This window comes from Mesorhizobium sp. M1027 (assembly GCF_040318745.1).
In the GTDB taxonomy this organism is placed as follows: Bacteria; Pseudomonadota; Alphaproteobacteria; order Rhizobiales; family Rhizobiaceae; genus Mesorhizobium.
Genome location: NZ_JAMYMW010000004.1, coordinates 379,369 through 386,657 on the forward strand (window position 1 = coordinate 379,369; position 7,289 = coordinate 386,657).

General features: G+C 59.6%; 8 protein-coding genes. 6 read left to right on the forward strand and 2 right to left on the reverse strand.

The genetic code is table 11. From position 1 onward, the window contains the following. The first annotated feature begins 57 nt into the window (after positions 1 to 57). From NKH50_RS10900 to ggt, 5 genes are all read left to right on the forward strand, one after another. Positions 58 to 765, forward strand: a complete 708-nt coding sequence (locus tag NKH50_RS10900; protein WP_352878531.1) for a GntR family transcriptional regulator — start codon at positions 58 to 60, stop codon at positions 763 to 765. 83 nt (positions 766 to 848) lie between these two features. Beyond that, positions 849 to 1,694, forward strand: coding sequence for a transporter substrate-binding domain-containing protein (locus tag NKH50_RS10905; protein ID WP_352878574.1), 846 nt, complete (start codon positions 849 to 851; stop codon positions 1,692 to 1,694). Positions 1,695 to 1,763: 69 nt separating this feature from the next. Beyond that, positions 1,764 to 2,477, forward strand: coding sequence for an ABC transporter permease (locus tag NKH50_RS10910; RefSeq protein ID WP_502906847.1), 714 nt, complete (start codon positions 1,764 to 1,766; stop codon positions 2,475 to 2,477). Next, positions 2,474 to 3,193: an ABC transporter permease gene (locus tag NKH50_RS10915; protein WP_352878537.1), complete on the forward strand. Its 720-nt coding sequence runs from the start codon at positions 2,474 to 2,476 to the stop codon at positions 3,191 to 3,193. The genes NKH50_RS10910 and NKH50_RS10915 overlap by 4 nt, the downstream gene beginning before the upstream one ends. A gap of 21 nt (positions 3,194 to 3,214) precedes the next feature. Next, positions 3,215 to 4,807: a gamma-glutamyltransferase gene (gene ggt / locus NKH50_RS10920; RefSeq protein WP_352878539.1), complete on the forward strand. Its 1,593-nt coding sequence runs from the start codon at positions 3,215 to 3,217 to the stop codon at positions 4,805 to 4,807. A 150-nt stretch (positions 4,808 to 4,957) separates the two neighbouring features. Here the strand turns inward: ggt and NKH50_RS10925 are convergent, their stop codons facing one another. Continuing rightward, positions 4,958 to 5,842: a sigma-70 family RNA polymerase sigma factor gene (locus NKH50_RS10925; RefSeq protein WP_352878542.1), complete on the reverse strand. Its 885-nt coding sequence runs from the start codon at positions 5,840 to 5,842 to the stop codon at positions 4,958 to 4,960. A gap of 107 nt (positions 5,843 to 5,949) precedes the next feature. On the opposite strand from NKH50_RS10925, the gene NKH50_RS10930 reads away from it, so the two are divergent. Beyond that, a complete protein-coding gene (locus NKH50_RS10930; protein ID WP_352878545.1) occupies positions 5,950 to 6,423 on the forward strand; it encodes a hypothetical protein in 474 nt (157 codons plus the stop codon). 76 nt (positions 6,424 to 6,499) lie between these two features. Here the strand turns inward: NKH50_RS10930 and NKH50_RS10935 are convergent, their stop codons facing one another. Further along, positions 6,500 to 6,865, reverse strand: coding sequence for a VOC family protein (locus tag NKH50_RS10935; protein WP_352878548.1), 366 nt, complete (start codon positions 6,863 to 6,865; stop codon positions 6,500 to 6,502). Positions 6,866 to 7,289 lie beyond the last annotated feature (424 nt).

Below are 7,289 nucleotides of genomic sequence, written 5' to 3' on the forward strand. Positions count from 1 at the left end.
AGAAATTCTAACGCGCGCAAGCTTCGGTGCTTGACACAGGTCTCGACAACTGGATAAGTGGATACACAGATACGCTTTGAGCGGACCAAGGACGTGGCAGCAGACGCAATCGAGCCGTTGGGTATCACGACCGCCGAGGAGGAGGCTTATCGCCACATTCAGCGGGCCCTGAGGATGGGGCGTTACCGGGCCGGGGACCGGCTGATCCCGGAAGAGATCGCGACGGAAATCGGCATGAGCCGCATGCCGGTTCGCGAAGCATTCCGCCAACTGGCCGCGGAAGGTCTTGTGGTCATTCGCCCGAACCGTGGCTGCATCGTCGCCGGGCTTACCCTCGATGAGATCTACGAAACCTTTGAAATACGCTCAGTGCTCGAAGGGCTGGCGGTGAGGCTTGCCATGCCGCACATCGATGTCGAAGTGCTTGAAGAACTGGAACGCCAGCTCGACCGGATGGAGCGCGCCAGCCAGACCGGCAGCAGCGACTGGGTCGTGCGCCATCAGGCCTTCCATCTGCAGATTTGCCAATTGAGCAACAGACCCAAGCTGGTCCGGCAGATTGCCAGCCTGCACGTCGTGATCGAGCCCTACCTGCGCATCTGGTTCGACTATGTCGACAAACCCGCCAGCGCGCGCGCCGAGCACGAGATCCTGATCGAGGTGTTGCGATCAGGTGATGCCGGCAAGGCAGAGATCGTCATGCGGGATCATATCGTCGAGACAGCGCCGCTTCTGGCTAGCTTTGCAAGTCCCGGCCGCCGCTAGGAATACCATCTAAATCGTTGAAGCCGGAAGACAATCCGGCACGACGAAAGGGAACTGCCATACCGGCAAAAGAGGAGATTGACATGAAAATTAGCCGCATCGCAGCCATTGCGTCGGTCCTGTTCGGCCTGGTCCAGGCCGCTGTCGCACAAGAAACGCCAAAGGCAATTACCATTGCCACCGAAGGTGCCTACGCGCCTTGGAACTTCACAACGGCCGACGGCAAACTGGACGGCTTCGAGGTCGATCTCGCCAATGATCTGTGCGGGCGAATGAAGATCGAGTGCAAGATAGTCGCACAGGATTGGGACGGCATGATCCCCGCGCTGACCGTCGGCAAGTTCGACGTGATCATGGCGAGCATGTTCATCACTGAAAAACGTCTGAAGGTCATCGATTTTACCCAGCCATATGCGGTGGATCCCTCAGGTTTCGCGGTCGCCAAGGATAGCGAACTGGGCAAGCTCGGCATTTCCAACGAGCGGTTCAAGCTGGACAATGAAGCCTCTGCGCAGGCGGCAATCGACAGGCTCAGGCCATTGCTGAAGGGAAAGATCATTGGAGTTCAGGCTGCGACGGCAAACCTGGAATTTGTGAAAAAATACTTCTCGGACGTCGCCGAGATTCGCGAATACAAGACCACCGAGCAACACGATCTCGATCTCGCCGCGGGTCGCATCGACGCGCTCTTCGCACAGCAGACAGCGCTGGCTGCCACGCTGAGCAAACCGGAGTTCAGCGACTATACGCTTGCGGGACCAGGATTTGTCGGGGGTCTCTTCGGTCTTGGCTCCGGGGCAGGGATCCGCAAAGAGGACACCAAGCTGAAAGACATGCTCAACGGCGCCATCGACGCCGCGATCGCCGACGGCACGATCAAAACCCTGTCGCTTAAATGGCTCAAGAGCGACGTCACTCCAGTCAAGTAGGCGCTTGCCGGCGAACGGCCATTCCTGACCCGTTCCGGAGCTGAGCCGTTCGTCCTGCCGGGGGTATCAATGGTTGACGCATTCCGGCTGCTTGGTTTCCAGAACGGAGGTTGGGGGGCTGCTCTTCTCATGGCGGCCTCGGTCACAGTGCTCCTGTCTGTGCTGGGCTTTGCGCTTGGCGCTGTATTTGGCGGGCTGGCAGCGGCCGGGCGTCTCTACAACTCCCAACTGCTAAGGTTCTTGGCCGTTGGCTATTGCACGGTTTTCAGGGGCGTGCCCGACCTTCTGACCATTTATCTGCTTTACTATGGAGGTAGTGTCGCCCTGACCTCGCTTGGTCATAGCCTGGGAGGGTCCGGATTCGTCGGCGTTCCGGCCTTCGCCACTGGAACCTTGGCTATCGCGGTCATCTCGGGCGCCTATCAAGCCGAGGTCTATCGAGGGGCTTACCTCGCCATCGACCAGGGACAGCACGATGCCGCTTGCGCGCTTGGTCTCAATCGGCTGCAGCGGCTGCGCCAGGTTATTTTTCCCCAGCTCGTGAGATACGCGCTGCCAGGCCTCGGCAATGTGTGGCAATTGGTTCTGAAGGACTCGTCGCTGATATCGGTAATCGGCCTCGTTGAACTGATGCGCCAGGCACAGATCGCCGCCGGTTCGACCCGTGAACCGTTCATCTTCTACATTGCTGCAGCCTTGCTCTATCTGGCTATCGCTTCCGTCACGGGCAATGCCTTTTACCGTCTGGAACGAAAGGCGCCGTGGCGCGTCCGGTCGGCATGATAGATTTCAGGTTTTTCCTCGAAATCCTGCCGAAACTACTCGCCGGCCTGCCGCTCACGATGGAACTGGCCCTGACTTCCATCGTTGCCGGCTTCGTTCTTGCCGCCACATTGGCGCTTGCCCAGCAATCGGAATCGCCCTTCGTCGTCCTGCCGATCCGTGGCTTCGTTGCCGTGTTCAGGGGGACGCCCCTGCTGGTGCAGATTTTTCTGACCTATTATGGCCTTGGTCAGTTCCGGCACCAACTGTCGGCAATTGGATTATGGGCCGTTTTCCGCGAACCCTACTGGTGCGCAATCATCGCGCTGACACTCAACACCACCGCCTATGGCAGCGAAATCCTCCGCGGCGCGATTCAATCGGTGCCACGCGGCCTTGTCGAGGCGGCCCGGTCTGTCGGCCTGTCCACCTGTTTGACCTATCGGCACGTTATCCTGCCGCTGGCCTTTCGCCAGGCGCTGCCGAGTTACGGCAATGAAATCATCCTCATGATCAAGGGCACGTCTCTGGCTTCCATCGTGACCTTGATGGAGGTGACTGGAATTGCCCAGGGATTGATCTCCCAGACCTACCGCGCCTTTGAAGTCTTCATCTGCGCGGGCGCCATTTATCTCACTTTGAACTTCGCGATCATCCGTGCCTTGGCGGCACTCGAATACTGGATGTCGCGGCATCTGCGGCACCGCCCCTCGACGATGAGCGACGCCGCCTCTTGAGCACGACCAGAAGGGCATAGCATGCGAAATTTTGAGAAACCAACGCGCTCGGTTGTCGTTTCACGCGAGGCCATGGCCGCCACCTCTCATCCGTCGGCGACCCTGACGGCGGTGGAGATCATGGCGGCCGGCGGCAACGCCATGGATGCCGCCATCGCAGCCTGCGCGGTGCAATGTGTCGTCGAGCCAGCCTCGACCGGCATTGGAGGCGACTGCTTCGCTCTTCTGTCGCGAAACGGATCCGGCGAGGTCATCGCCTACAACGGATCGGGCAGGACACCCGCCGCCCTGACAATTGACTGGTTCCTTGAACGTGGCATGGCGGAGGTGGCCCGTAATTCTCCTGGCTCCGTCACCATCCCGGGGGCGATCGATGCCTGGACCAGATTGCACGCTGATCACGGGCATATGCCCTTCGATCAAATCCTGGCCCCCGCTATACGTTTCGCCGAGGAAGGCTACGCCATTTCACCGCGGGTCCATCGTGACTGGGCGTTGGAGGAAGAACTTCTGGCCTCTGATGTTACGGCGAAACGGATTTTCCTGCCAAACGGCCGCGCGCCAGGCGTTGGCGAAGTGCATCGCCAGCCTGAGTTGGCTGCAACGCTGCGGCTGATCGCCAAGAAGGGACGAGAGGCCTTCTACACTGGCCCTGTGGCCGAAGACATGGTCGCCTATCTTCGTGGGCTCGGCGGATTGCACACACTCGAAGATTTCGCCTCGGCAACAGGCGAGTACGTTACCCCGATCAGCACGGCGTTTCGAGGCTACGATGTGTTCGAATGTCCGCCGAATGGCCAGGGTGTGATCGCGCTGCTGATTCTAAACATCCTCTCGCGCTTCGAAGCCCACGGCGATCCGCAATCTGCGGACCGGCTTCACCTGGAAATTGAAGCAACACGCCTCGCTTACGCCGCGCGTGACCTGCTCGTCGCCGATCCCGACGCGTCCGAGGTCCCGGTGGCCGACATGTTGTCGAATGCCTGGGCCGATCGTCTGGCCGGCATGATTGACCTAAAGCGCGCCCGCGCGGATCTGCCGGCGTTCGATATGCCGCTGCACAGCGACACGGTCTATATTTCGGTTGTCGACAAGGATCGCAATGCGGTCAGTTTCATCAACTCGGTCTTCGACAGCTTTGGCTCGCGCCTGGTCTCGCCACGCTCCGGTGTCGTCTTGCACAATCGCGGGCAAAGCTTTTCGCTTGACCCCAGGCACCCTAATGCAGTGGCACCGAACAAGCGACCTTTGCATACCATCATACCCGGGATGCTTGCGAGAGGCGGCCGGGCAGAAATGCCTTTCGGTGTTATGGGTGGCTACTACCAGGCAATGGGCCATGCGCACCTGCTGACGAAAGTGCTCGACTTCGGGATGGATCTGCAGGAGGCGATCGATCTGCCGCGGATCGCCCCCGTCAGCGGCACGATGAAGGTCCAGGCCGAACACGGGCTCGCTGGCGAAACCCTAGCTGAACTTAGCCGACGCGGTTTCGAAATCATTCCTGCCACGGACCCGATCGGAGGTGCGCAGGCCATTCGCATCGATTGGGCAAACGGGACCCTGCTGGGCGGTTCTGAACCGCGCAAGGACGGCTGCGCCCTCGGTCTGTAGGTTGTGGCCAGAGCGGGATCCGAGATGCCGAAGACGTTTTTCATCGACATTTGACCGGCGTCGCCGGCGCCATGGTCCAGATAATTCTCGCACGCCATCGACAACGGCAGGCAGCTGAATGTAGCGACAAATCATAAGTCGCGACTTGTGCTAATCTGGTGAATTGAGCGTGGCAAAATCGATCTGACTCAGGCGAGCGGGATCGCCGATCACTTCAATGGCTCGGATTTTCTCCCCTGCCGCGTCTATCGTCAGTGCATATCGCGCACGTCCGGTCGGCGCCACAACAATCCCTGGCGCCCCGTTCAGAAGCATTGGCGTCGCGAATTGCGTACGTGCCGCGAAGGCAAGAGCCCCCCTCGCAACTGTTGTGGACCCATGTGCTTCCACCGCTCTTCCGTCAGGAGCCGCAGACGAATCAACACGGATAACGACGTCCGGGTCGAGGAGGGCCACGATCGCATCAATGTTGCCGGAACGAACTGCGTTAAGAAACTCATCCACAAGCCGCCGCCGCCCGTTCAATTCAGCAGCGGAAACAGTGGGCTGACCCCGTATGCGACGACGAGCTCGGCTTGCCAGTTGCCGCGCCATGACCGGGGTGCGGCCGACGATAGGGGCAATCTCTTCGAAGGGCACATCAAAGACGTCGTGCAGCACGAAGGCGACACGTTCGGCAGGAGCAAGCTTTTCGAGTACGACACTCAACGCAAGGCCGACCGAATCGGCAATCGCTAATTCCATGTCGAGGTCCGCGGCGTCTCCCGAATCCGCGCCCCACGCGGAGAGCGCCTGCAGAGTCTCCGCGCGTGATTTGCGCGCCCGCAGCATGTCAAGGCAGACGCGCGCAACGACAGTAGTGAGCCAAGCGGTAAGATTGTCGACGCTCCGGGCATCTGAGCGGCTGAGGCGCAGCCACGCTTCTTGCACTGCATCGTCGGCCTCTGTCGATGAACCGAGCAGGCGGTATGCAACCTTCCGCAGACGCGTGCGGTCAGCTTCGAAGCGCTCTGCCAGCCATTGATCCGGTTCCATCTGTCACATTTTCCCATCGCTGTCCGTCACAGTGATGACGGAGGAGGCTCATCCGATGTGACAACTCCCCTTTCAACGGCTTGGGGTGAGACAAAGGAGATATCATCATGGAACCGACCAACCCACTGATTCCGATCTTTGTTGCCTTGCTCGGGACTTGGTTCGGCGCAGCCGTGTTTTATGTGGTGGTCATAGGCCCCGCCGTCGTTCAAGCGGGGCCGTCCGGCGTCGGATTCCTGCAGACGCTCGCGCGGCGCTACGGCACCGGCCCCTTCTACGCCGTCTTGGCCTTTCTGACGGTTGCGACCGGCGTATGGATGTACGTGGCCGCTGCCCGCGGCGTGTGGACGACGCTCAGCGTAGGCTTGGCAATACTGGCGCTGTTTCTCGGTGCATCGGCCAATCGGATCGCCGAGAGGAAGTGGGTCCACCTGGTCAGGAACATCCGGGGCTCTGCAACAGGAGACCAGGGCAGCGACGTGGCGACAGCAATCGCCAAAGCCGAAAGGGTCAACCTCGTGACTACGGCCGTGCTTGGGCTCGCGCTCCTCTGCGTGGTTCTGGGTCGAACTATGGCGTAATAACTCGCAAAAGCGGGGCCATCCACATTGATCGCGGGAATTCGTATTCGCTCAACCACCAGCTATTTGTCCAAGCTCAGTCCTTCTTGAACTCGAATAGCTCGATCACGTTGCCCGATGGATCTTCGAGCAAGATGGCGCGACCGGCACCGCCGTCGCTGATGTCGCCGCGGAATCTTGCATCAGCCCGACGCAACCGCTCAATGAGCACATCGAGTCCCTTCGTAACGATCATAAATCGGTTCCACCCGCCCGGCTTCGGATCGCCGCCCGCCTGACCACCGCTCCCCGCACCTGGGGCACTGAGATACAGCGTCAAGTCGTCACGCAGCAGCGCGGCGAACTTGCCCGGATTGTGCATTTCGATCTTGAAATCGAGATAGTCTCGATAGAATGCGGCCGCCTCATCGACGTCCGCAACGATGTATCGGACGGAAGCCATTCAACCTTCTCCTCTGTCTTGGAGCTACAACAGTCAACTTCGGCAAAGGTTTCCCTGTCGGTGGAGCTGAGTGCAGAAGCGGGCTTTCTGGATGCCAGCCGAAAAAGTCGGATGAGGTTTTTGGACAAGAAGATCAACCTCGGCCAGGTCTTCGCAGGCCAGACCGTCTGCATCAAACAGGTCGAGGACCATATCTGGCTGGTCAGTTTCGTGGACTATGATCTGGGCTATTTCGACGATGAGACATGTAGGCTCGAACCACTCCAAAACCCTTTCGGGCCAAAAGTGTTACCTATGTCTCCGGTATAAACCGTAACCTATGTGTCCAGAATGGACCGGTGAGCGGCCCGAGACATAGGTGACGATTTGTACCGGACACATAGGTAACACTTTTCGGTTTTTGCCGGGAGGTGTTGATGCCGTG